A 21,182-nucleotide genomic window follows, 5' to 3' on the forward strand; every position below is an offset into this window, starting at 1 on the left:
AACGATGACTTCATTCGATACGAGCCTCATCCCGAACAGCGATATTCTGATCGGCGGCGAGTGGCGCCAGGGCCGCGCAGCGCCTTTTTCGAGCCTTTATCCGGCAGACCAGTCGGTGAACATGGTGGTCTCGACGGCGAGCGCCGAAGACGCAAGCATTGCGGTCGAGAAGGCGCACGAGGCATGGAAGCAGGGAGAATGGGCCGGCATGAAGCCGCATCTGCGCGCGCTCGTGCTCTATCGCATCGCCGAGCTCATCATGCAGCGCCACGAAGCGCTCGCGCAGCTGCAGCGCCGCGACAACGGCAAGCCGATCGGCGAAACGCGCGTGCTGGTGGCGAGCGCGGCGAACACGTTCCGCTATTTCGCGGCGTGCCTCGAAACGCTCGACGACGATCTTACGCCCTCGCGCGGCGACTACCTGACGATGAGCGTATACGAGCCGATTGGCGTTGTGGCGGCGATCACGCCGTGGAATTCGCCGATCGCCTCCGACGCGCAAAAGCTCGCGCCGGCGCTCGCGGCCGGCAACGCGGTGGTGCTCAAGCCCGCCGAAGTCACGCCGCTCGCTTCGCTCGCACTCGCACGCATCTGCGAGGAAGCGGGCGTGCCCAAGGGCATGTTGAGCGTGCTGCCCGGCAAGGGCTCGGTGATCGGCGACGTGCTGGTGCGCCATCCGCTCGTGAAGAAGGTGTCGTTTACGGGCGGCACCGAAGTGGGCCGCGGCATCGCGCGCATTGCAGCGGAAAAGCTCATGCCGGTGTCGCTGGAGCTGGGCGGCAAGTCGCCGACCATCGTGTTCGAAGACGCCGATCTCGACCATGCCGTGAACGGCGTGCTGTACGGCATCTTCAGTTCGTCGGGTGAGGCGTGTATTGCCGGATCGCGCCTCTTCGTGCAGCGCCCGATTTACGACGCGTTCATGAAGCGCCTCGTAGAGGGCGCGCGCAAGCTGCGCGTGGGCGACCCGTCGCGCGAGAACACGCAGATGGGCCCGCTCATTACGGCGAAGCACCGCGAGTCGGTGGAACGCTATGTGGCGCTCGGCCTGGACGAAGGCGGCCGGCTGCTGTGTGGCGGCGAGCGCCCGGTGGGCGACGCTCGTGAGAACGGCTTTTTCTATCAGCCGACCATTCTGGAAGGACTCCGGAACAACGCGCGCATCTGCCAGGAAGAGATTTTCGGGCCGGTGCTCGTGGCGATGCCTTTCGACGACGAAGCGGCGTTGATCGAAGAAGCGAACGACAGCGTGTTCGGCCTCGCCGCCGGCATCTGGACGCGCGACTACAAACGCGCGTGGCGCGTCGCGCGCAAGCTCGAAGCGGGCACCGTGTGGATCAACACGTACAAGCTGTTCTCGATCTCCACGCCGTTCTCGGGCTGGAAGGAGAGCGGCATGGGCCGCGAGAAAGGGCGGCTCGGCATTCGTGAATACATGCAGCAAAAGAGCCTCTACTGGGGCTTGAACGACGCACCGCTGCCCTGGGCCAACGCCTGAGGGCGCGTGACCCGCTACGCATGGGACCGCACTGAGCGTGAAAGCGCCAGCTGCGGTCGACAGGAGACAAGCAACATGACGATACTCGGCATCGAACAGATTACATACGGCGTGGCGGACCTCGAAACCTGCCTCCGCTTTTTCGCGGATTGGGGCTTGAAGGAAACCGCGCACGACGAAACGCGCGCTCGCTTCGAAACGCTCAACGGCTGCACCGTGCTCGTGGTCGACGCGAACGATGCAACGCTCCCCGCCGCGTTCGAAGCGGGCCCGACGCTGCGCGAAGTGACGTGGGGCGTGGCCACCCGCGCGGAACTCGACGCGCTGCGCGAACGCCTGAAGGACCAGCCCGGTTACTACAGCGAAGCCGACGCGGTGGGCTGCTTCGACCCGGCCGGCATGGCGATCCGCGTGGAAGTCACGCGCCGGCGCGAGATCGACGTGAAGGGCTCGCCTTCGAACGTCTGGGGGCAGACGCTGCGCGTGGACCAGCCCTCGCCGGTCTATGAGCGCGCGGAGCCGGTGGAAGTGGGCCACGTGGTGTTCTTCACGAACTGCCTGGCCGAGCAGGAAAAGTTCTATCACGAACGGCTCGGCTTCGAGACCTCGGACCGTTATCCGAACCGCGGCGCGTTCATGCGCTGCGCGCCGCACGGTGGCCACCACGACCTGTTCCTGCTCGCGCTGCCCGACGGCAAGAAGGGCCTGAATCACGTGGCGTTCACGGTGCGCGATATCCATGAGGTGTTCGGCGGCGGCCTGCATATCAGCCGCTGCGGCTGGACCACGCAGCTCGGTCCTGGCCGGCATCCGGTATCGTCCGCTTACTTCTGGTACTTCAAAAACCCGGCGGGCGGCCTGATCGAGTATTACGCCGACGAAGACGTGCTCACGCCCGAATGGCAGCCGCGCGATTTCGAGCCGGGCCCCACCGTGTTCGCGGAGTGGGCCGTGGACGGCGGCCTCGACGGCAATACGCGCCGCCAGAAGCACGCCGAAGCGCCGCAAGGCAAGTTCATGACGGAGCGCAAGCCATGAGCGCGATACCTGAAAACGCCACAACGGAGGCACCGCGTACCGTCGTCGTGATCGGCGGCGGCCAGGCCGCGGGCTGGGTCGTGAAGACGCTGCGCAAGGAGGGCTACCAAGGCCGCCTCGTGATGATCGCCGACGAAGTGCATCTGCCGTACGAGCGTCCGCCGCTTTCCAAGGCCGTGCTCGCGGGCGAAGCCGATATCGAAACGGTGCGGATCGCGAAGCCCGATGAATTCGCCGCGCTCAACGTCGAAACGTGGCAACCCGACTGCGCGACGTCCATCGACCGCGCAACGCGCGTGGTGACCACGCGATCGGGGCGCGAAGTGAAGTACGACCGGCTCGTGATCGCCACGGGCGGCGCGGCGCGCAAGCTGCCCGCGAGCGTGGCGAACAGCGCCCATGTGACGTACCTGCGCACGCTGGACGAAGCGCTGGCGCTCGGCGAGCGTTTGCGCAACAGCCAGCGTGTGCTGGTGGTCGGCGGCGGCTGGATCGGCCTCGAAGTCGCCGCGACGGCGCGCAAGCTCGGCGTGCAGGCGACCGTGGTGGAGGGCGCGCCGCGCCTGTGCGCCCGCTCGTTGCCGGAGGAGGTGTCGCGTTTCCTGCTCGATTTGCACCACGCGAACGGCGTGGATGTGCGCCTGAATGCGATGTTGCTCACGCTCGAAGACCGGGCCGAAGGCGGCGTTCGCGCAACCTTCGCGGACGGCAGCACGCTCGACGCCGATTTCGCCGTTGCCGGCATCGGCCTTGCACCGCACACGGCGCTCGCCGTTGCGGCAGGGCTTTCGGTGGACGACGGCATCGTGGTGGACGAATTCGGAGAAACATCGGATTCCTGCATATTCGCCTGCGGCGACGTGGCGAACCATCCGAACGCGTGGCTCAAGCGCCGCGTGCGGCTCGAATCGTGGGCCAACGCGCAGAACCAGGCCATTGCGGCGGCAAAAGCCGTGCTCGGCGTGAAGACGCCGTATGCGGAAATTCCGTGGTTCTGGTCCGATCAGTACGACGTGAACCTGCAGATCCTCGGCGACCTTCCCGCTGGCGTCGCGCCGGTGCTGCGCGGCAGCCTCGAAGAGAAGCGCGCTTCGCTCTTCTTCGTGGAAGACGGCCATCTGCGCGGCGTCATCGCCATCAACGCCGCACGCGAACTCAAGCTCGCGCGCAAATGGATGAGCCAGGGGCGCGCGGTGGATCTCGCCGCCCTCGTCGACACCAGCAAGGCGCTCGCTTAACCCCTCATATACGAGACAACACGGGACGGGATCACAGGCATGAGAACCCTCGATAACTCCATCTGCCATCGCGGCGGCGCCGCCATGTACGAGCCGCTCAGCGACGCGACCGGTGTGCCCCACACGCGCGGGTCGATCATCGCGCGGCTCGAACGGCTGCCGACCAACGCCATGCTGGTGCGCGCGCGTATCCTCATCGGCCTCGCCACGTTCTTCGACGGCTTCGACGTGATCGCTATCGCCGCGACATTGCCGATCCTGATCCAGAAGTGGCATCTCACGCCGTGGGAAATCGGCTTTCTGATCGCGTCGGGCTCGGTCGGGCAGTTGTTCGGCGCGTTTCTGTTCCCGTGGCTCGCGGAACGCCACGGCCGCGTGCGCGCGATTGCCTGGAGTTCGGGCATCATCGGCGTGACGAGCATTGCGTGCGGTTTCGCGCCGAGCTTCGCCGTGTTCGCGGCACTGCGCGTGGTGCAAGGCCTGGGCCTCGGCGGCGAGTTGCCCGTGGCCGCGACGTATATCAACGAGGTCAGCCGCGCACATGGCCGTGGACGCTTCGTTCTCCTCTACGAGATCGTCTTCCCGGTCGGCCTGCTCGCTTCGAACGCGCTGGGCGCGTGGCTCGTGCCGCGCTTTGGCTGGCAGATCATGTACTTCATCGGTGGCATGCCGCTCGTGCTGTTCTTCGTGCTGCGCAAGCTCGTGCCGGAGTCGCCGCGCTGGCTCGCGGAACGCGAACGCGTGCAGGAGGCGGATCGCGCCGTGAGCGCGTTCGAGCGCACCGCGAAGGGTCCGCTCGCGCCGGTCACGAACGCCGCCGAATTCGACGCGCTCGTCGCGCGCCACCCCAAGCGCAGCGTGAAGGACCTGTTCGGACCCGCGTATCGCAAGCGCACGATCGCGGTGGCCATGCTCTGGATCACCTGCGGTTTCATCCAGTACGGGCTGTCCACCTGGCTGCCCACGATCTATCGCAACGTCTATCACGCGCCGCTGCAGCTCGCACTCAATCTCGCGGTCGCGGCTTCGGTGCTCGGCGTGCTCGGTTCGCTCGCTTGCGCGCTGCTGGTCGACAAGGTGGGTCGCAAGCCAGTGGTCAACGTCTCCTTCGTGCTGTGCGCGATTTCACTCGTGCTGGCCGGCGTGTGCCATGCGATGTCGGTCTACGTGGTCGCGACGTTTTGCGCGCTGGCGCTGGGCCTGCTCGCCAGCGGCTTCATCACCGCTTACGTCTACACGCCCGAGTTGTATCCCACGAGCATTCGTGCGCTGGGCTGCGGTGTAGGCGGCGCGTGGCTAAAGGTGGCCGCCATCTTCGCGCCGACGATAGTGTCGAAGACGATGATCGGCGGCAATCTCGACGTGGCGTTCTATATTCTCGCCGCGGTGCCGTTCCTCGCTGCCGTGACGGTGCATTTTCTCGGCATCGAGACGAAGGGGAAGGTGCTCGAGCAACTGGAGGCTTGAGCGGCATACCGCGCTCGGGTTCGCTCACCAGCAACGGCACGCCAGCAATGGCGTGCCGTTTTTTCTTACGCGCCCGGATTGACGGCAGTCGCCAGGCGTCCAGCAAATATTCCATAGATGGAACGAGAATGCATATGTGAATTCGAAAGTGCGGCGCTCAAGTGACCAGAACGCTGAAACAAGCCGAAATTCATAGGTGAAACGGCAAACGCCTGAGTTTCCTCAGTTGAATCTCCCGGCTCAATGAAAGAGACGAACGGCAACTTATTTGGGCCGTCGCGCCATTGCCGGGTATTTTAGGCGCGCCAAGAATTCCACTCATCGCCAACCGCTTGTCACGCGGCAAAAAGGCGGCGAATCTTGGGAGAAAGCGCATGCAATTCACACTGAACGACCGGCTCTTCGAGTTCGAAGGCGATCCGGATACGCCCCTGCTTTGGGTAATCCGCGAGTCCGCGGGCCTGACGGGCACCAAGTACGGCTGCGGCATCGGCGCATGCGGGGCTTGCACCGTGCACCTGGAAGGCGAGGCGACGCGCTCGTGCGTGCTGCCTGTCTCGGCGATAGCGGGCCGCCGTATCACGACCATCGAAGGCCTTGCGCCGCAAACATCGCATCCGGTGCAACAGGCCTGGATCGCGAAGGATGTGCCGCAATGCGGCTATTGCCAGTCCGGCATGGTGATGGCCGTTGCCGCGCTGCTCACGCAGCATCCGCACCCCACCGAGGCGCAGATCGACCAGGGCGTGACGAACCTGTGCCGCTGCGCGACCTATCACCGAATTCGCGAGGCCATTCATGTCGCAGCGAATTCCTGAGTGCGCGCAAGGCGCGGGCGAACCGCCGCGCGAAAGCCGCCGCGATTTCCTCAAGACCGGTCTCGCGTTTGCGGGTAGCCTCGTGCTGCCGCTCGCGTTCAGCGAGCAGGCGACGGCAACGGAGGACGGGACGCGCTTTCGCGAGATCAACGACTGGGTGCGCGTCGATCCGGACGGCCAGACGATCATCGGGCTCTCGCAGGCCGAAGTGGGGCAGGGCGTCTACACCGGCTTGCCGCAGGTGCTGGCCGACGAAATGGACGCCGACTGGCGGCGCGTGAGCGTGCAGTTCGTGACGGGGCGCGACGCGTATCGCATCGCGGCGGCGAACGAGCATCCTCAGCAGTTCGTGGGCGCCTCGATGTCGGTCACGATGTTCACGCAGCGTTTGCGCGTGGCAGGCGCACAGGCGCGCGAGGCGTTTCTCGCGGCGGGTGCGCGGCGTCTTGGCGTGCGGCCCACGCAGTGCTCGACGAAGACGGGCCGCGTGATCCATCTGCAAACAGGGCGTTCGGTCGGCTACGGCGAACTGCTCGCGGACGCCGCGAAACTGCCGCTGAATCCGCAGCCGCGCCTGAAGGCCGGGTCGGCGCGCACGCTCATCGGCCAGCCGTTGCACAAGCTCGACGCACCGGCCAAGGTGAACGGCAGCGCGATATTCGGCATCGACGTGCAGGTGCCCGGCATGCTGATCGGTGCGGTGAAAATGGCGCCCACGCTCAACGGCAAGCCAGGCGCCGTGCGCAACCGTGATACGGTGCGCGCGCTCGCTGGTGTGGTCGAGGTGGTGCAGGCGAAGGACGCCGTGATCGTCGTGGCCAATACCTACTGGCAGGCCAAGAAGGCGTGCGACGCGCTCGACGTACAGTGGGAAGACGGCGGCCCGCCCGCAGACAGCGCGACGATACTTGCAGAGCGCCAGGGCGCGCTGATGTCGGAGCAAGCGGTGGTGGCCACGCGCGTTGGCGACGCGAGCGCGCGGTTCGAAGCCGCGCGTAACGTAAACAGCGCACACAGCGCACACGGAGCGCAGGCAGCAGGGCGGCTGATCGAAGCCGATTACCACACGCCCTATATCGTTCACGCCACCATGGAGCCCGTGAACGCCACCGTGCATGTGCGCGAGCACGACATCGAAGTGTGGGGTCCGATCCAGGGGCAGGACAAGGTGCGCTGGACGCTCTCCGCCATCTTCAAGGTGCTGTCCGACAAGGTGATTGTGAACACAACGTTCCTTGGCGGCAGCTTCGGGCGCAAGTACGTGCCCGACTTCGTGATCCATGCGGCTGTGGCGTCGAAGGCGGTGGGGCGGCCGGTCAAGGTGATCCGTTCGCGCGAGGACGATATTCGCCACGGTTTCTACCGGCCCGGCGTTTCGGCGCGCATGCGCGCGGTGCTCGGTCCCGATGGCTACCCGAGCGCCATGCATCTGCGTGTGGTGGGGCAATCGCTCTACTGGTCGATCAAGCGCGACTACTTCGAAAAGGCGGGCGGCTGGGACGAAACCATGCTCGACGGCCTTTACGATCTCGGCTACTCGGTGCCGGATCTGCTCGTCGATTCGGTGAGCGTCGATCAGCCCATTCCCGTGAGCTTCATGCGCAGCGTGGGCAGCACGTCCAGCGTCTTTTTTCTCGAGAGCTTCATCAACGAACTTGCGCACGCGGCGCGCATCGACCCGCTCGACTACCGCCGCACGCTGCTGCGTGACGATCCGCTCGCGCTGCGCGTGCTCGATCGCACAGCGGCGCGGGCGAACTGGACGCGCAGGCCGGCAGCGGGCGTGTACCGCGGCCTCGCGTACTGCCTCTATACGGGCCGTGGCGGCGCATTCACGACCTACGTCGCCACCATCGTCGAACTGCGCATGGTGGAAGGCCACGCGAAACTCGAACGCGTGGTGTGCGGCGTCGATTGCGGGCAGGCCATCAATCCCACGTTGATCCGCGAGATGGTCGAGGGCGGCATCGGCTTCGCGCTCACCAACACGTTCAAGAGCGAAATCACGTTCAAGGACGGCGCGGTGGTGCAGGAGAACTTCGCCGACTACCCGCTCCTGTATCTCTCGCAGATGCCGAAGATCGAGGTCGAGATCGTGGAGAGCGACCGTGCGCCACAAGGCTGCGGCGAGGTGGCGCTACCGCCAGTCGCGCCTGCCGTGGCCGCCGCGCTGTTCGAAGCGACGGGCGCACGCCTGCGCACCATGCCGCTCGAGCAGCCGCTAGCCTGAAATCGAATCCCAGTTTCATCCCCACAAAAAGGCTTTAATTCATGATTCGTATTCCTTATTTCATCGTGCCGCTCGCGGTTGCCGTGCTCGCCCAGAGTGCGTTTGCCGAGCCCGCCGTGGATATTGCACGCGCGCGCCAGATCGCCACGCAGCACGCCTGCTTCGGCTGTCACGCCGTGGACAAGAAGCTCGTTGGCCCCGCATACCGAGACGTGGCCGCGCGCTACGCGGGCAAGCCGGGCGCGTCGAGCGCGCTCGTCGCGCATATCCAGAACGGTAGCTCGGGGAACTGGGGCGCCATACCCATGCCGCCCAACGCGATCAGCGCGGGCGATGCGCAGATCGTCGCGCAATGGATCCTCGCTGGCAGCAAGAGCGAATGACCGCGCAGATTGCGCCGATCACGCGGAGTTGATGCTGAAGCCGGACTGCGTTGAACGGTCCGGTGTCCATTCAAATAAATAAGTATGACGAAATAAAGGGTTGGAGATCGTGATGAAAAAGGCAATCGTGGCAGCATCGTTCGCGTTCGCTTCGGCGCTCGCGTGGGGCCAGAGCAGCGTGACGCTCTATGGCATCGTGGATACGGGCATCGAGTACTACAACAATACCGCGAAGGGTGGCTCGTTCGTCGGCATGCCCTCGCTCACGGGCGAGGTGCCGTCGCGCTTCGGTCTGCGCGGCCAGGAGGACCTGGGCGGCGGCTACCGGGCCTTCTTCGTGCTCGAAAGCGGCTTCGCGCCCAATAGCGGCGCGCTCAATTATGGCGGGCGCCTGTTTGGCCGCCAGGCGAACGTGGGCGTGAGCAGCGACTACGGCACGCTCACGCTGGGCCGCCAGATGAACATGTCGATGTATGTGCTGTTCAACGCCGACGTGATCGGCCCGTCGATCCATTCGATGGCGAGTTTCGACAGCTATCTGCCGAACGCGCGCAGCGACAACGCCGTAGGCTATCTCGGCAAATTTCATGGCGTGACGATCGGTGGGACCTACAGCTTCGGGCGCGATGCAGCGGGTCCCGCGGGCCCGTCGGCGACGAACTGCGGCGGCCAGCTGGCCGGCGACGCCGTGGCCTGCCGCCAGTACACGATGATGCTCGCCTACGACAACGCATGGGGCGGCGCCGCCGCGTCGTACGACGTGATGTATGGCGGCCCGGGCGCCTCGGCGCCGCTCGTGAGCAGCGCGGATACGGACAAGCGGGTGATCGTGGACGGCTACGTGAAGTTCGGCTCGGCCAAGGTGGGCGGCGGCTGGATTCGCCGCAACACGGCCGCGGCGGAGCATATGCAATCCGATCTCTTTTTTCTGGGCGCAGACTACTACGTGACCCCGGCTTTTTCACTGGACTTCCAGGGGCTGCGCTATATTCTGCGCGATCAATCGAATTCGACCTTGTTCGTCGGCCGCGCGAACTATTTCGTTTCGAAGCGCACGACGCTCTACGCGTCGCTCGGGTACATGCTGAACAGCGCGCTCGCCGCGAACGCGGTAGCCGCCGCCGGCACAGTGCAGACGGGCGCGAACCAGTTTGGCGCGATGATGGGTATTCAGCAACGCTTCTGACGCGGCAGACGCCGCGCAGCGCCACACATTCGGAGGGGACAATGGCGACGGACCTGTTGAGCGCCGCACTGGCGGATCTGCGCGCCGACGCTGTGGTAACGGGACACTTCTCGCTCGCGGCGTCATGGGCGTTCCGCAAGCCGGCGATCGAGGGCGTGATGTTCCGCACGGGCCGCGGCGCGCCGTTTTATGTGATCGTGCAGGGCATGGAGCCGCTTTGTGTCGAGCCCGGCGATTTCGTGCTGCTGCCGCACGGCCACGAACACGTGCTGGCTTCCGCGCCCGACGTTGCGCCCGTCCCCTTCGACGATCTCGCTGCGCGCGCAGGCATTCGCCCGAGCTTCGACACCCCTTTGCGCATCGAGTCGGGCCGCGGCGGCACAGTGTGCGATCTCTACACCGGCATCGTGTTCTACCGCGAGGCGGTGCGCAATCCGCTCTTCTCGGTGCTGCCACCGCTCATTCACGTGCGTGCGAACGACGCCGCGGTTGGCCCGTGGCTCGCGGACACGCTCATGGCCTTTATCCGCGAATCGATGGCCTGCCAGCCGGGCTGGGCCGTTGCGGCCGCGCGCCTCGCCGACGTGCTGTTCGTGCAGTTGCTGCGCGCGCATCTCGCCTCGGCCGTCAGCCACACGGGCTGGTTGCGCGGACTCATGGACCCGCAGGTCGGCCGCGCCGTCGCGCAACTGCACCGGCACCCGGAGCAAGACTGGACCGTCGAGTCGCTGGCGGCGATTGCCGGTATGTCGCGCTCGCGTTTCAGCGCGCGTTTTGTCGAACTGGTCGAGGAAACGCCTATCGGGCATCTCACGTCGTATCGCATGTATATCGCGAGCGGTGCGCTGCGCGATTCGCGGCGCCGGCTCATCGAGATCGCCATGAGCGTGGGCTACGCGTCGGAGAAGGCATTCATTCGCGCGTTCCGGCGCTGGGCGGGCATGGCGCCCAAGCAGTACGCGCGCAGCGTGCGCGATCCGTACGACATCGCGCTGGCCGCGGGTGCGCGCGAAGGCGAAAGCGCGCCGCAAACGCGGTGAGGCGTGGCTTCCCTGCGCGCCGCCATGCGTTCACAACAGCGGCAATGTGAGCCGGATATGCTCGGCAAACGCCGTCGTGAGGAGCGACGGCCGCTTGCGCCCGAACTTGATCGTGATGCCGACGGCCGGCAAGGGCGGCAGCGCGGGGTCGCCATTGAGAATCGCCAGATCCGCCGGAACGGCCGTTTGCGTCATGACGGCGAAGGCCTGGCCCGAACGCACGAGCGCAGTGAGGCCGGCGAGGCTGCTGCTCGCATACGCGACGCGGTAGGCCCTGCCCATGCGTTCCAACGCTTCGCAGGCCGCGATATGGTCGAGCGTGTCCGGATCGGAGAGCGCGAGCGGCAACGGATCGAAGTGGGCGGAGTCGAGTTCGGGCGAGCCGATCCAGACCAGTTGCTCGCGGCGAATGATCTCGTCGTGCGGGCCGTTTGCGTCGGCAAATCCAGTGGCGGTCAACGGCAGCGACACGATGGCGAGATCGACCGCACGCTTGTCGAGTTGTTCGAGAAGGCGCGGCGTCGGAACGCACACGACTTCCACGAGCGCATTGGGATGCTGGCCCGAAAACCGGCGTAGCAAGGAGGGAAGGAACACGGCCGCATAGTCGTCCGGGCAGCCGAAGCGCAGGGTGCCCGACAAGCCCGTGCCGCACAGGTCGGCCATGGCCTCGTCGTGCAGGCGCAGCATGCGCTGGGCGTGCACCAGCAGGCGCTCGCCGGGGTGGGTCAGCGCGACGCCGCGGCCGGTGCGCTGAAACAGCGGCTGATCGACGATCTCCTCGAGCCGCTTGATCTGCTGGCTCAGCGCCGACTGGGTGCGGCCCACGCGTTCGGCTGCACGGCTTAGCGAGCGCACCTCGGCAATGACCGCGAACGAACGCAGCAGATCGATTTCCAGCGGACGGCTCACGATATTAGCCTCTCTTCTAGCTTGCATAAGAACTATTCGATTCTATAAAACCAGAGCGCCGACTAGACTGCAAGGAAAACCCGCCACCCGATGAGGAGAAGCCCGTGTCCAGGAACGACGACGAACAGTTTTGGCGCAACGCGAGGCAGCACCTGATCCGCTATGGCGGCACGTTCGAGCCGATGATCATCGAGCGCGCCCAGGGCAGCTTCGTCTACGACGCCGACGACCGCCCGATTCTCGACTTCACTTCGGGGCAGATGAGCGCGGTGCTCGGTCACAGCCACCCCGAAATCGTCTCGGTCATCAACGAATACGCGGGCAAGCTGGACCACTTGTTCAGCGGCATGCTCTCGCGGCCCGTGGTCGAACTGGCCACGCGCCTCGCCGACGTCACGCCCGACGGGCTCGACCGGGCGCTGCTGCTGAGCACCGGCGCGGAGTCGAACGAGGCCGCCATCCGCATGGCGAAGCTCGTCACGGGCAAATTCGAAATCGTGGGCTTTGCGCAGTCGTGGCACGGCATGACGGGCGGCGCGGCTTCGGCCACCTATAGCGCAGGACGCAAGGGCGTGGGTCCCGCAGCGGTGGGCTCGTATGCGATTCCCGCGCCGTTCACGTACCGGCCGCGCTTCGAGCGCAACGGGCAATACGATTACCTCGCGGAACTCGACTACGCGTTCGATCTCATCGACCGCCAGTCCAGCGGCAATCTCGCGGCCTTCATCGCGGAGCCGATCCTGAGCTCGGGCGGCATCATCGAACTGCCGCCCGGCTATATGGCGGCGCTCAAGCGCAAATGCGAAGAGCGCGGCATGCTGCTGATTCTCGACGAGGCGCAAACGGGCGTTGGGCGCACCGGGATGATGTTCGCGTGCGAGCACGACGGCGTGACGCCCGACATTCTCACGCTTTCGAAGACGCTGGGCGCCGGCCTGCCGCTCGCGGCCGTGGTCACGTCCGCGCAGATCGAGGAAGCCGCGCACGAACGGGGCTTCCTGTTCTACACCACGCATGTGTCCGATCCGCTTCCTGCTGCGGTCGGCCTGCGGGTGCTGGACGTGGTGGCGCGCGACGGACTCGTTGCGCGCGCAAACATCATGGGCGAGCGCTTGCGGCGCGGACTGCTGGATCTCATGGAGCGCTTCGAATGCATTGGCGACATTCGGGGGCGCGGGCTGCTGCTCGGTCTCGAGATCGTCAAGGACCGCCGCACGAAGGAGCCCGCCGACGGCCTTGGCGCAAAAATCACGCGCGAATGCATGAAACTCGGGCTCAGCATGAACATCGTGCAGTTGCCGGGCATGGGCGGCGTGTTCCGCATCGCGCCGCCGCTGACCGTGAGCGAGCAGGAGATCGATCTCGGCGTGGAACTGCTGGGGCAGGCGATCGAGCGTTCGCTCTGAGGACCCGGGTCGTCGCGGCTAGGCCTTGCTGCGCGATCCGGCCGGGTTGACCTGGGGCCGCGCGAGCGCACGTGCGGCGAGCGGCGTGGACATGACGATGGACGTGCGCGTCTCGCCGTAGAGGTTGATGCGCTGGATCAGGCGCTCCAGGTCGGCGACGCTCGTCGCGACGAGGCGAATGACATAGGAGTCAGCGCCAGTCACGTGATGGCATTCGAGCACTTCGGCAATCGCGCCGAGCAGCTTGAGAAACTTCGCTTTCGCGGATTGGGGCACCGTAATGCCGATCAGGGCCGAGATCGGATAGCCGGCGGCGGCCGGATTCACGCGCGCCGTGTAGCCTTCGATCACGCCGGCTTCTTCGAGACGTCTCACGCGCTCCGTGACCGCCGGCACGGAGAGATGCACCTGGCGCGCAAGCTCGGTGTAGGTCATGCGGCCGTTGTCCTGCAACAGCGCCAGTACTTTCCAGTCCAGATCGTCCATCATGGCGAAATGTTTAAGGTGAAAGGCTGATTTTCCCTTAAATCTCGCCTTCTGCGGATAATCTGCGCCGTCTACGATAGTCCCCTATAGGACATGCATTGCGGGGAGAGGGGACATGTTGTTCGTCAAAGCCGTGGCGATGGGCTTTTGCATCGCCGCACCGGTCGGGGCCATCGGCATGCTGTGCATCCAGCGCAGCCTGAGCCGCGGTTTTTACTCCGGCTTCGCGACGGGCATTGGCGCTGCCTGCGCGGATGCGTTTTATGGCTTGCTCGGCGCGCTCGGCGTGGCCGGTATCGTGACGGCGCTGCCGATGCTGACGGTCGTGTTGAAGGCGGCGGGCGGCGCATTTCTGGTGTGGATGGCGTGGACCATCGCGCGCGAGTCGCCCGCCGCGCCGGCCGCCGTACAGGAGACCCAGCGCAGCCCTGTCACGCGGGATTTCCTCACGACGTTTGCGCTGACGCTCTCGAACCCCCTGACCATTTTTTCGTTCATCGCCGCGTTTGCCGCGCTCGGGCCCCTGCCGGCCATGCCAGGCGAGCAGGGCGCGCCGGGAGGGCTTTCGGTGGCGCCGATGGTAACGATGGTGACGGGCGTGTTCGCGGGTTCGGCCGTGTGGTGGCTGTTCCTGAGCGGCGTGACGTCCGCGTTGCGTACGAAGGTGCCGCTCGCGTTTACGCGGGGCATCTCCATGTTTTCCGCCGTTGCGATTGCCGCGTTCGGCGTCGTTCAGATGGTCACGGGTCTCGCGCGGCTCGCTTAAGACGTCGTTTCGAAACGTTCGAGGGCTTGCGCCACTTCCTCGATGTAGGCGTCGGTCAACGCGCAGTCCGTAAGCGCCTGCCTGAGCTGGAACACGTATTCCGCGTTGCTGCCGAGCGGACCATGTGCCTGGGCAATCGCGCGCGCGACAGTCGCGGGGCTCGAATCAGTCTCGTATTGTCGCGGGCAGGTGTTTGCCACGAAGGCGAGGGCGTGCCGCGTTTCGCCCGTGGCGAGCGTCACCGCGGTCCAGGCGGGCGTGTAGGCGCCCGTCAACATCTCGCGGGTCCAGAGGATGTGCAGCTCTTCGTCGAGCGTGGCGGCATCGAGCCGCAGCACCACGCCTTGCGTATCGCCGCCGCGCTCCAGCGCGAGCATGCGGCCGGGGCGCTGCGGCGTGCCGCGCCCGCCGAACAGGCGTATGCAAAAGCTCCGGCGCCAGCCGTGCAGCGTGGCGTACGCGCGCTGATCGAAGTGCGAGAGCGGATTCCACATGAGCGAGCCGTAGCCGAACACCCAGACCTCTGCGCCGGCGGGGCGCTTCGCCATCGTATCGGCGAGCGACTGGGCGATCTGGGCTTGCGTCCAGAGAATTTCCGGCGGGAGATGGCTGAAACTCTCGAGAAACGCACCGGAGCGAATGGCGTCCCTGTTTAGCATGGCGTTGACGGGTGAGTGGAGGCTACGTCACGAAGTATGCGGTCGGCGCGTGCGTGGATAAAGTGGCTGGAACGCGATGCTGCGTTCAACTGGGGACGACAATCGGGTGATGCCGGTCCGGCAGCGAAGCGGAGCAATCAATCACTCGACGGGGCATAGCCAAGCTCGCGCTGGTGACGAATCGAGAGGACTACGACGCGCGTACCGGAGTGGGCATACAGGATCACGTGCGATCGCAGCACATATTCACGGAAATCGGGAACGCCAGCTTCGATTGCCAGACGCTTCAGCTTGTCGAGGCGCGTCTGCCCCTCAATGGTTTGCGCCGCAAGGAAGCCGGCTGGACGGCCAAGTTCTGGATGAATCATCACGAGATCGCGGAAGCGAAAAATCTGCTCCCAAAGTTCATCCATTCGCTGCGGAGCCGACGACGAGTCCTGCTCCAGCATGAATTCGCTGATTGCTTCGAGGCGCTTTGCGAACGTTTCGGCAAAATCGACCCGGATCATTTCCGCGGCTCAGCGCGACGTCGCATCGACTCCCGCATGTCCTCCAGAGACTGTGTGCGCCCGGCGAGCGCGTCCTTGAGTCCCTTCTCGGCGTCGTCGATCATGATCAGCCGCCCGTACTCGGCCTCGAGGGCATGATAGAAGTCGAGCTTTTTCGCATCGACGAGCGCGACGAACGCCGCGCCATTCTTCGTCAGGACCTTTTCGGCACCGGCGACCACGTCTTCCGCCAGTTCGGTGAGCCGCGCGCGTGCTTCGCTGATCGGCACGACGTCCTTGGCACGAATAGACATAAACGTCTCCATTACAAAATTCGTTAACGAAAACATACACACCGAAGGATGCCTGGTCAAGCCACGCTCCGTACTTCCCCCAGGATCGCGCCGCCAATGATAACGCTACCATTCACCCCATCACGTCACCGGGTGGCGCGACCGGCGCCCCGGCCTTCGACGGCTTTTTTTATCCGTCGAAATGGTAGCGTTATCATGGAGAACACCTTGTCCCAAGTTCGCAAGAAGCCCGAAGACCTGCGCAGCTACCGCTGGTACGGCGTCAACGACCTCCGCTCGTTCGGCCACCGCTCGCGTACGGCGCAGATGGGCTATCACTCGTCCGATTACATGGGCAAGCCCGTCATCGCCGTCGTGAACACGTGGAGCGAGATCAACTCGTGCCACACCCACTTCAAGCAGCGCGTGGAGGAGGTGAAGCGCGGCATCTGGCAGGCGGGCGGGTTTCCGGTCGAGATGCCGGTCATGACGCTGGCCGAGCCGTTCCAGAAGCCCACCACCATGCTCTACCGCAACTTCCTCGCGATGGAGACGGAGGAACTGCTCAAGTCGTATCCGTTCGACGGCTGCGTGCTGATGGGCGGCTGCGACAAGACCACGCCGGGTCTCCTGATGGGCGCGATCAGCATGGACCTGCCCGCCATTTATCTGCCCGCCGGGCCGATGTTGCGCGGCAACTGGAACGGCCGCACGCTCGGCAGCGGCTCGGACACGTGGAAGTACTGGGCGGAACTGCGCGCGGGCAAGATCACCGAAGACGAGTGGAAGGGCATCGAGAGCGGCATTGCGCGCTCGCCCGGCCACTGCATGACGATGGGCACGGCCTCCACGATGACGAGCGCGACCGAAGCGCTCGGCCTCACGCTGCCCGGCTTCTCGTCGATTCCCGCGGTGGATTCGCGTCACGCGCAGTATGCGTCGCTCACGGGGCAGCGCATCGTCGAGATGGTCTGGACCGACCAGAAGCCCTCGGACATCCTCACCGCGAAGGCCTTCGACAACGCCGTGACCACGGTGCTCGCGATGTCGGGTTCGACCAACGCGATCGTGCACCTCGTGGCCGTGGCGCGCCGCGCGGGCATCGATCTGACCACGGCGCGATTCGACGAACTCGCGCGCGTGACGCCGGTGCTCGGCAATATTCGCCCCGCCGGCCAGTATTTGATGGAGGACTTTTATTACGCGGGCGGCCTGCGCGCGCTGCTCGTGGAACTGGGCGACCTGATCGACGGCACGCAGATGACCGTGAACGGCAAGACGCTCGGCGAGAACATCGCGGGCGCGGAGATCTTCAACGACGACGTGATCCGTACGCGCAGCAATCCGCTCGTCGCGCGCGATGGACTCGCCGTGCTCACGGGCAATCTCGCGCCGGACGGCGCGGTCATCAAGCCCGCGGCGATGGAGCCGCATCTGCTCAGGCATCGCGGCCCCGCGGTGGTGTTCAAGGACTACAACGACATGGCCGCGCGCATCGACAGCGACGATCTCGATGTGAGCGCCGACTCCGTGATCGTGTTGCAGCACGCCGGCCCGGTTGGCGCGCCGGGCATGCCCGAATGGGGCCAACTGCCGATTCCGCAGAAACTGCTCAAGCTCGGCGTGCGCGACATGCTGCGCATTTCCGACGCGCGCATGAGCGGCACGAGCTACGGCGCGTGCGTGCTGCACGTCGCGCCCGAATCGTTCGTGGGCGGGCCGCTCGCGTTCGTGAAAGACGGCGACGTCATCGAACTCGACGTCGAGGCGCGCCGTCTGCATCTGCATGTGAGCGACGCCGAAATGGCCGCGCGCAAGGCGGCGTGGACGCCGCCGAAGCGGCCGTTCGAACGCGGTTTCGGCGTGTTGCATCAATTGCACGTGACGCAGGCGAACAAGGGCTGCGATTTCGATTTCCTCGAAACGCCGGCCGCCACGCCGTGCGAAGCCCACGGCGCCGAACCGGAAATTCACTAATCCCCATCATTGAAGACATCACCGATCATGACCGCACCGAATCCGCCAGTCAGCGAAGCCGCGCTCGAACAACTGCGTCACGTGAGCACCGCCACGCTCACGACCCAACTCTTCAAGCGCGGCCTGCGCAATGTGTTTCTGCAGGGCGTGGCGCCGCTCGTGAAGCCTGAGCCGGGCACGCCGAATCTCGTCGGCCCGGCGTTCACGCTGCGCAATATTCCGGCGCGCGAGGACCTCGACCACGTGGGCGTGTTCCAGAATCCGGACCACCCGCAGCGCAAGGCCGTGGAAACCGCACCCGTGGGCAGCGTGCTCGTGCAAGATTGCCGGGGCGACCGCACGGTGGCTTCGGTGGGCTCGATTCTCGCGTTGCGCCTCGCGAAGCGCGGCGTGGCGGGGATGGTCTCGGACGGCCCCGTGCGAGACAGCGGCACGATCGCAGCGCTTGGCCTGCGGATCTGGTGCGCGGGGGCGAGTGCGCCGCTCAATCTCGCGAAGCATCACGCCGTGGATCTGAACGTGCCGATCGCATGCGGCGGCGTGCCCGTTTATCCGGGCGATATCGTCGTGGGCGATGCCGACGGCGTCGTGATCGTGCCGCACGAAATGGCCGAGGAAGTGGCGCGCGACGCCACCGAGCAGGAGCGGCTCGAGGCGTTCATCACCGAGCGCATCGAGTCAGGACTGGCACTGCGCGGCACGTATCCGCCCAACGAGGAAACGCTGGCGGCGTATCGCGCATGGTGCGAGCAGCAGGCAAAATAACCCGCGCAGCACGCAGGACGATACCGATAAACAGAGGCCCGCGCGCGACGCGGGCTCAGGAGACAACGTGAACGATGCCACCGCAGCGATCGACGAGCCGCGTCTGATCAACCGCATGGGCTGGCGGCTGATGCCGCTGCTCGGCGTGCTCTACCTGGTCGCGTATATCGACCGCTCCAACATCGCGTTCGCGAAGTTGCAGATGCTCGGCAGCCTCGGGCTTTCCGAAGTCGCGTACGGGCTTGGCGCGTCGCTCTTTTTCATCGGCTATCTGCTGTTCGAGGTGCCGAGCAATGTGCTGCTCCACAAGTACGGCGCGCCGCGCTGGATGGCGCGCATCATGTTCACGTGGGGCGTGGTCACGATTCTGCTCGCCTTCACGCGCAACGCCACGATGTTCTACATCCTGCGCTTTTTGCTGGGCGCGTCCGAAGCCGGGCTCTATCCAGGCGTGATCTACTACCTCACGCTGTGGTTCCCGCAGCGCCACCGCGTGCGCATGCTCGGTTACTTCACGGTGGGCAGCAGCCTCGGCAACATGATCGGCGCGCCGATCTGCGGCTGGCTGCTCGACAAGGGCGGACTGTTCGGCCTGCAAGGCTGGCAGCTCGTGTTCGTGGTCACCGGCATTCCATCGGTACTGCTCACGATTGTCGTGCTGTTCCTGTTGCCGCAGGCGCCGCAGAAGGCGACGTTCCTCTCGGAAGGCGAGAAGCGCTGGCTCACGCACACGCTCTCGACCGAGAGCGCGGCCGCGCGCAGCCAGTCGCGCCACGGCTCGGTGCTCAGCGTCTTCACGGAGCCGCGCGTGCTCGGCATGGCGTTCTACTACATGATGCTGTCGATCTCCGTGTACGGCGTGAGCTATTGGCTGCCTACGCTCGTAAAGGGCTTTGGCGTGACCAATACTACCAACGGGCTGCTCAACATCATTCCCTGGCTGCTCGCGACGATTGTGCTCGCCACGCTGCCTTCGCGGCTGCGCGCGAGCAATCATGCGACTGTCGCGATGCTGGTGTCGTCGCTGCTCGGCATGGTGTTCTTCGTTTCATCGGTCTTTCTGCCGGGCCATGCGCTGCGCTTCGCCGCGTTATGTCTTGGTGCGCCGTGCATGTATCTGCTGATTCCGTGCTTCTGGACGCTGCCGCCCAAATTCCTCTACGGCGCGCGCGCCGCGGCGGGCATCGCGGCGATCAATTCGCTCGGCAATATCGGCGGCTTCATCGCGCAAAATCTCGTGCCGTTCGTGAAGCAGGCAACGGGCAGTACGCGCATGCCCATGCTCGTGCCCGCCGCATGCATGGTGATCTTCGCGATCGTGACCGCCATGATCCTGCGCCGTGGCGACCGCATGCCGCAAACCGTCGACGGCGCGCCCCTGCCGAACAACGCGCGCTAGCCGGCGAGGCGGTTTCGCTACAATAGCCGCGCATTGCCCACCTCCGTTCAAGTTCATGTCGACCATCAAACCCGCTCCGAGCATCGAACACGCGGACGCCACCGTGCGCGCGAAGCGCACGCGCGGCGGGCCCAAGGGCCTGCGCATCACCGACGTGGCCGCGCAGGCGGGCGTCTCGCCCATCACGGTTTCGCGCGTGTTCAACAATCCGGAGTCGGTTGCGCCGGAGACGCTGGAGCGCGTGCGGCAGGTCGTGCAGAAGCTGGGCTACGTGCCGAACCGGCTGGCGGGCGGTTTGTCGTCGGCGCGCTCGCGGCTCATCGCGGCCATCGTGCCGACCGTTTCGCACTCGCTGTTTTCGGAAACTATCCAGGTCTTCAGCGAGACGATGTCGCGCGCGGGTTACGAGGTGCTGCTCGCGTTGAGCGGCTATAGCGCGTCGAACGAAGAGAGCCTGCTCGATACGGTATTGAGCCGCCGCCCCGAAGGCGTGCTGCTCACGGGCGTCGCGCATACCGATTCGTTGCGCGAGCGCCTGAAGAACGTCGGCATTCCCGTGGTCGAAACGTGGGACATGACCGATACGCCGATCGACATGCTGGTGGGCTTTTCCCACTACCAGATCGGCGCCGCGGTGGCGGCGCATTTGCTCGCGCGCGGCGCCCGCCGTCCCGCGCTCATCTCCGCCAACGACGCGCGCGCGCTCGCGCGGCGCGCTGGCTTTCGCGAACGGCTCGCGCAGGAAGGCATCGAGGACGTGCCCGAAGAACTGGTCGCGCCGCCCAGTTCGGTCGCGCACGGCAAGCGTGCGCTGCCGCCCTTGCTTGCACGCGCGCCGGATATCGACGCCGTGTTCTGCGGCTCGGATCTGCTCGCCATCGGCGCGCTTGGCGCTGCGCGCCAGATGGGCGTGCAGGTGCCCTCGCAACTGGCGATCTGCGGTTTCGGCGATCTGGAGTTCGCGACCGAAACCACACCGCAGCTAACGACGGTGCGCGTGGAGGGCACCCGCATTGGCGTGAACGCTGCGCGTTTTCTGCTCGACCGCCTGAGTGGAGGAAGCGGCGTGAGCGAGCCTCGCGCGCTCGATGTGGGGTTCACGATCGTGGCGCGCGAATCGGCTTGAGTCGCCT

General features: G+C 65.6%; 20 protein-coding genes. 15 read left to right on the forward strand and 5 right to left on the reverse strand.

The window, feature by feature from the left end:
* Window positions 1-4 precede the first annotated feature (4 nt).
* From A3CW_RS0131850 to A3CW_RS48165, 9 genes are all read left to right on the forward strand, one after another.
* Complete coding sequence (locus tag A3CW_RS0131850) at window positions 5-1,498, forward strand: aldehyde dehydrogenase (protein ID WP_028207186.1); 1,494 nt, start codon at window positions 5-7, stop codon at window positions 1,496-1,498.
* A gap of 75 nt (window positions 1,499-1,573) precedes the next feature.
* Window positions 1,574-2,536: a VOC family protein gene (locus tag A3CW_RS0131855; protein ID WP_028207187.1), complete on the forward strand. Its 963-nt coding sequence runs from the start codon at window positions 1,574-1,576 to the stop codon at window positions 2,534-2,536.
* Complete coding sequence (locus A3CW_RS0131860; protein WP_051481845.1) at window positions 2,533-3,774, forward strand: NAD(P)/FAD-dependent oxidoreductase; 1,242 nt, start codon at window positions 2,533-2,535, stop codon at window positions 3,772-3,774. Before A3CW_RS0131855 ends, A3CW_RS0131860 begins: the two co-directional genes overlap by 4 nt.
* Window positions 3,775-3,813: 39 nt before the next feature.
* Entirely contained in the window at window positions 3,814-5,241 is a 1,428-nt protein-coding gene (locus A3CW_RS0131865) for an MFS transporter (RefSeq protein ID WP_028207189.1), read from the forward strand.
* A gap of 374 nt (window positions 5,242-5,615) precedes the next feature.
* Window positions 5,616-6,059 (forward strand): (2Fe-2S)-binding protein, encoded by a 444-nt coding sequence (locus tag A3CW_RS0131870; protein ID WP_028207190.1) that lies wholly within the window; start codon window positions 5,616-5,618, stop codon window positions 6,057-6,059.
* Window positions 6,040-8,289: a xanthine dehydrogenase family protein molybdopterin-binding subunit gene (locus A3CW_RS0131875; RefSeq protein ID WP_028207191.1), complete on the forward strand. Its 2,250-nt coding sequence runs from the start codon at window positions 6,040-6,042 to the stop codon at window positions 8,287-8,289. The genes A3CW_RS0131870 and A3CW_RS0131875 overlap by 20 nt, the downstream gene beginning before the upstream one ends.
* A 41-nt stretch (window positions 8,290-8,330) precedes the next feature.
* Window positions 8,331-8,672 carry a c-type cytochrome gene (locus A3CW_RS0131880; RefSeq protein ID WP_035514556.1) on the forward strand — a complete coding sequence of 114 codons (342 nt, stop codon included), beginning with the start codon at window positions 8,331-8,333 and terminating at the stop codon, window positions 8,670-8,672.
* A 112-nt stretch (window positions 8,673-8,784) separates the two neighbouring features.
* Window positions 8,785-9,858, forward strand: a complete 1,074-nt coding sequence (locus A3CW_RS0131885; protein ID WP_028207193.1) for a porin — start codon at window positions 8,785-8,787, stop codon at window positions 9,856-9,858.
* Window positions 9,859-9,899: 41 nt separating this feature from the next.
* Window positions 9,900-10,898, forward strand: a complete 999-nt coding sequence (locus tag A3CW_RS48165; RefSeq protein ID WP_051481846.1) for an AraC family transcriptional regulator — start codon at window positions 9,900-9,902, stop codon at window positions 10,896-10,898.
* A gap of 30 nt (window positions 10,899-10,928) precedes the next feature.
* On the opposite strand, the gene A3CW_RS0131895 is transcribed toward A3CW_RS48165, so the two are convergent.
* The gene (locus A3CW_RS0131895; protein WP_211254107.1) at window positions 10,929-11,837 is read right to left on the reverse strand and encodes a LysR family transcriptional regulator; all 909 of its coding nucleotides are present in this window, start codon (window positions 11,835-11,837) and stop codon (window positions 10,929-10,931) included.
* Window positions 11,838-11,914: 77 nt separating this feature from the next.
* On the opposite strand from A3CW_RS0131895, the gene A3CW_RS0131900 reads away from it, so the two are divergent.
* Window positions 11,915-13,216, forward strand: a complete 1,302-nt coding sequence (locus A3CW_RS0131900; RefSeq protein WP_028207195.1) for an aspartate aminotransferase family protein — start codon at window positions 11,915-11,917, stop codon at window positions 13,214-13,216.
* Between the two features lie 18 nt (window positions 13,217-13,234).
* Here the strand turns inward: A3CW_RS0131900 and A3CW_RS48170 are convergent, their stop codons facing one another.
* Window positions 13,235-13,702: an Lrp/AsnC family transcriptional regulator gene (locus A3CW_RS48170; RefSeq protein WP_035514558.1), complete on the reverse strand. Its 468-nt coding sequence runs from the start codon at window positions 13,700-13,702 to the stop codon at window positions 13,235-13,237.
* 115 nt (window positions 13,703-13,817) lie between these two features.
* Here A3CW_RS48170 and A3CW_RS0131910 point away from each other — a divergent pair, with 115 nt between their 5' ends.
* Complete coding sequence (locus A3CW_RS0131910) at window positions 13,818-14,468, forward strand: LysE family translocator (protein ID WP_028207196.1); 651 nt, start codon at window positions 13,818-13,820, stop codon at window positions 14,466-14,468.
* Here the strand turns inward: A3CW_RS0131910 and A3CW_RS0131915 are convergent.
* The 3 genes from A3CW_RS0131915 to A3CW_RS0131925 form a co-directional block, all read right to left on the reverse strand.
* On the reverse strand, window positions 14,465-15,127 hold the full coding sequence (locus tag A3CW_RS0131915; RefSeq protein ID WP_028207197.1) for a gamma-glutamylcyclotransferase: 663 nt from the start codon (window positions 15,125-15,127) through the stop codon (window positions 14,465-14,467). The genes A3CW_RS0131910 and A3CW_RS0131915 overlap by 4 nt on opposite strands.
* A 137-nt stretch (window positions 15,128-15,264) precedes the next feature.
* Window positions 15,265-15,636, reverse strand: coding sequence for a type II toxin-antitoxin system RelE/ParE family toxin (locus A3CW_RS50375; RefSeq protein WP_051481847.1), 372 nt, complete (start codon window positions 15,634-15,636; stop codon window positions 15,265-15,267).
* Window positions 15,633-15,929 (reverse strand): type II toxin-antitoxin system prevent-host-death family antitoxin, encoded by a 297-nt coding sequence (locus A3CW_RS0131925; protein ID WP_028207198.1) that lies wholly within the window; start codon window positions 15,927-15,929, stop codon window positions 15,633-15,635. Before A3CW_RS0131925 ends, A3CW_RS50375 begins: the two co-directional genes overlap by 4 nt.
* Before the next feature lie 195 nt (window positions 15,930-16,124).
* Here A3CW_RS0131925 and araD point away from each other — a divergent pair, with 195 nt between their 5' ends.
* The 4 genes from araD to A3CW_RS0131945 all read left to right on the forward strand — a co-directional run bounded on the left by araD (window position 16,125) and on the right by A3CW_RS0131945 (window position 21,175).
* Complete coding sequence (gene araD, locus A3CW_RS0131930) at window positions 16,125-17,885, forward strand: L-arabinonate dehydratase (RefSeq protein WP_028207199.1); 1,761 nt, start codon at window positions 16,125-16,127, stop codon at window positions 17,883-17,885.
* A gap of 27 nt (window positions 17,886-17,912) precedes the next feature.
* A complete protein-coding gene (locus A3CW_RS0131935; protein WP_028207200.1) occupies window positions 17,913-18,650 on the forward strand; it encodes a ribonuclease activity regulator RraA in 738 nt (245 codons plus the stop codon).
* Window positions 18,651-18,765: 115 nt separating this feature from the next.
* A complete protein-coding gene (locus A3CW_RS0131940) occupies window positions 18,766-20,049 on the forward strand; it encodes an MFS transporter (protein ID WP_407669785.1) in 1,284 nt (427 codons plus the stop codon).
* A 55-nt stretch (window positions 20,050-20,104) separates the two neighbouring features.
* The gene (locus A3CW_RS0131945; protein ID WP_028207202.1) at window positions 20,105-21,175 is read left to right on the forward strand and encodes a LacI family DNA-binding transcriptional regulator; all 1,071 of its coding nucleotides are present in this window, start codon (window positions 20,105-20,107) and stop codon (window positions 21,173-21,175) included.
* Window positions 21,176-21,182: the final 7 nt, after the last annotated feature.

The sequence above is a fragment of the Paraburkholderia nodosa DSM 21604 genome, from assembly GCF_000519185.1.
Lineage (GTDB): Bacteria > Pseudomonadota > Gammaproteobacteria > Burkholderiales > Burkholderiaceae > Paraburkholderia > Paraburkholderia nodosa.

What these genes read in the sequence shown, in the direction of transcription:
- A3CW_RS0131850 (WP_028207186.1), top strand. Translation starts at nt 5, where the DNA reads ATGACTTCATTCGATACGAGCCTCATCCCGAACAGCGATATTCTGATC.
- A3CW_RS0131855 (WP_028207187.1), top strand. Translation starts at nt 1,574, where the DNA reads ATGACGATACTCGGCATCGAACAGATTACATACGGCGTGGCGGACCTC.
- A3CW_RS0131860 (WP_051481845.1), top strand. Translation starts at nt 2,533, where the DNA reads ATGAGCGCGATACCTGAAAACGCCACAACGGAGGCACCGCGTACCGTC.
- A3CW_RS0131865 (WP_028207189.1), top strand. Translation starts at nt 3,814, where the DNA reads ATGAGAACCCTCGATAACTCCATCTGCCATCGCGGCGGCGCCGCCATG.
- A3CW_RS0131870 (WP_028207190.1), top strand. Translation starts at nt 5,616, where the DNA reads ATGCAATTCACACTGAACGACCGGCTCTTCGAGTTCGAAGGCGATCCG.
- A3CW_RS0131875 (WP_028207191.1), top strand. Translation starts at nt 6,040, where the DNA reads ATGTCGCAGCGAATTCCTGAGTGCGCGCAAGGCGCGGGCGAACCGCCG.
- A3CW_RS0131880 (WP_035514556.1), top strand. Translation starts at nt 8,331, where the DNA reads ATGATTCGTATTCCTTATTTCATCGTGCCGCTCGCGGTTGCCGTGCTC.
- A3CW_RS0131885 (WP_028207193.1), top strand. Translation starts at nt 8,785, where the DNA reads ATGAAAAAGGCAATCGTGGCAGCATCGTTCGCGTTCGCTTCGGCGCTC.
- A3CW_RS48165 (WP_051481846.1), top strand. Translation starts at nt 9,900, where the DNA reads ATGGCGACGGACCTGTTGAGCGCCGCACTGGCGGATCTGCGCGCCGAC.
- A3CW_RS0131895 (WP_211254107.1), bottom strand. Translation starts at nt 11,837, where the DNA reads ATGCAAGCTAGAAGAGAGGCTAATATCGTGAGCCGTCCGCTGGAAATC.
- A3CW_RS48170 (WP_035514558.1), bottom strand. Translation starts at nt 13,702, where the DNA reads ATGGACGATCTGGACTGGAAAGTACTGGCGCTGTTGCAGGACAACGGC.
- A3CW_RS0131910 (WP_028207196.1), top strand. Translation starts at nt 13,818, where the DNA reads ATGTTGTTCGTCAAAGCCGTGGCGATGGGCTTTTGCATCGCCGCACCG.
- A3CW_RS0131915 (WP_028207197.1), bottom strand. Translation starts at nt 15,127, where the DNA reads ATGCTAAACAGGGACGCCATTCGCTCCGGTGCGTTTCTCGAGAGTTTC.
- A3CW_RS50375 (WP_051481847.1), bottom strand. Translation starts at nt 15,636, where the DNA reads ATGATCCGGGTCGATTTTGCCGAAACGTTCGCAAAGCGCCTCGAAGCA.
- A3CW_RS0131925 (WP_028207198.1), bottom strand. Translation starts at nt 15,929, where the DNA reads ATGTCTATTCGTGCCAAGGACGTCGTGCCGATCAGCGAAGCACGCGCG.
- araD (WP_028207199.1), top strand. Translation starts at nt 16,125, where the DNA reads ATGGAGAACACCTTGTCCCAAGTTCGCAAGAAGCCCGAAGACCTGCGC.
- A3CW_RS0131935 (WP_028207200.1), top strand. Translation starts at nt 17,913, where the DNA reads ATGACCGCACCGAATCCGCCAGTCAGCGAAGCCGCGCTCGAACAACTG.
- A3CW_RS0131940 (WP_407669785.1), top strand. Translation starts at nt 18,766, where the DNA reads ATGGGCTGGCGGCTGATGCCGCTGCTCGGCGTGCTCTACCTGGTCGCG.
- A3CW_RS0131945 (WP_028207202.1), top strand. Translation starts at nt 20,105, where the DNA reads ATGTCGACCATCAAACCCGCTCCGAGCATCGAACACGCGGACGCCACC.